The following is a 233-nucleotide window of genomic DNA, read 5'->3' on the forward strand; positions in this document are numbered from 1 at the left end:
CATTGATTCATTCTACTTGTCCATTTATTTGATGCATCTACCATTGCTAAATACAGACTTTTAGCTAGTGCATAATCATTTGTAAATATTGCTTTATTTTTAGTTACTTTTCTTAACTGTCTATTAAAATTTTCTATTGAGTTTGTTGTATATATTAATCTTCTTATATCTTCCGGATACTTAAAATATGTTGAAAGTTCAGCCCAATTATTCTTCCAACTTTTTACACATCC

The 233-nt window shown here is 27.0% G+C and carries 1 protein-coding gene; it reads right to left on the reverse strand.

Going from position 1 to position 233, the window contains the following annotated elements:
• On the reverse strand, window positions 1-233 hold a 233-nt coding region (locus ABGF45_RS08435; RefSeq protein WP_408112846.1), incomplete at both ends, for a transposase.

The organism is Helcococcus sp. KG196 (assembly GCF_046035495.1).
Taxonomy (GTDB): Bacteria; Bacillota; Clostridia; order Tissierellales; family Peptoniphilaceae; genus Helcococcus; species Helcococcus ovis.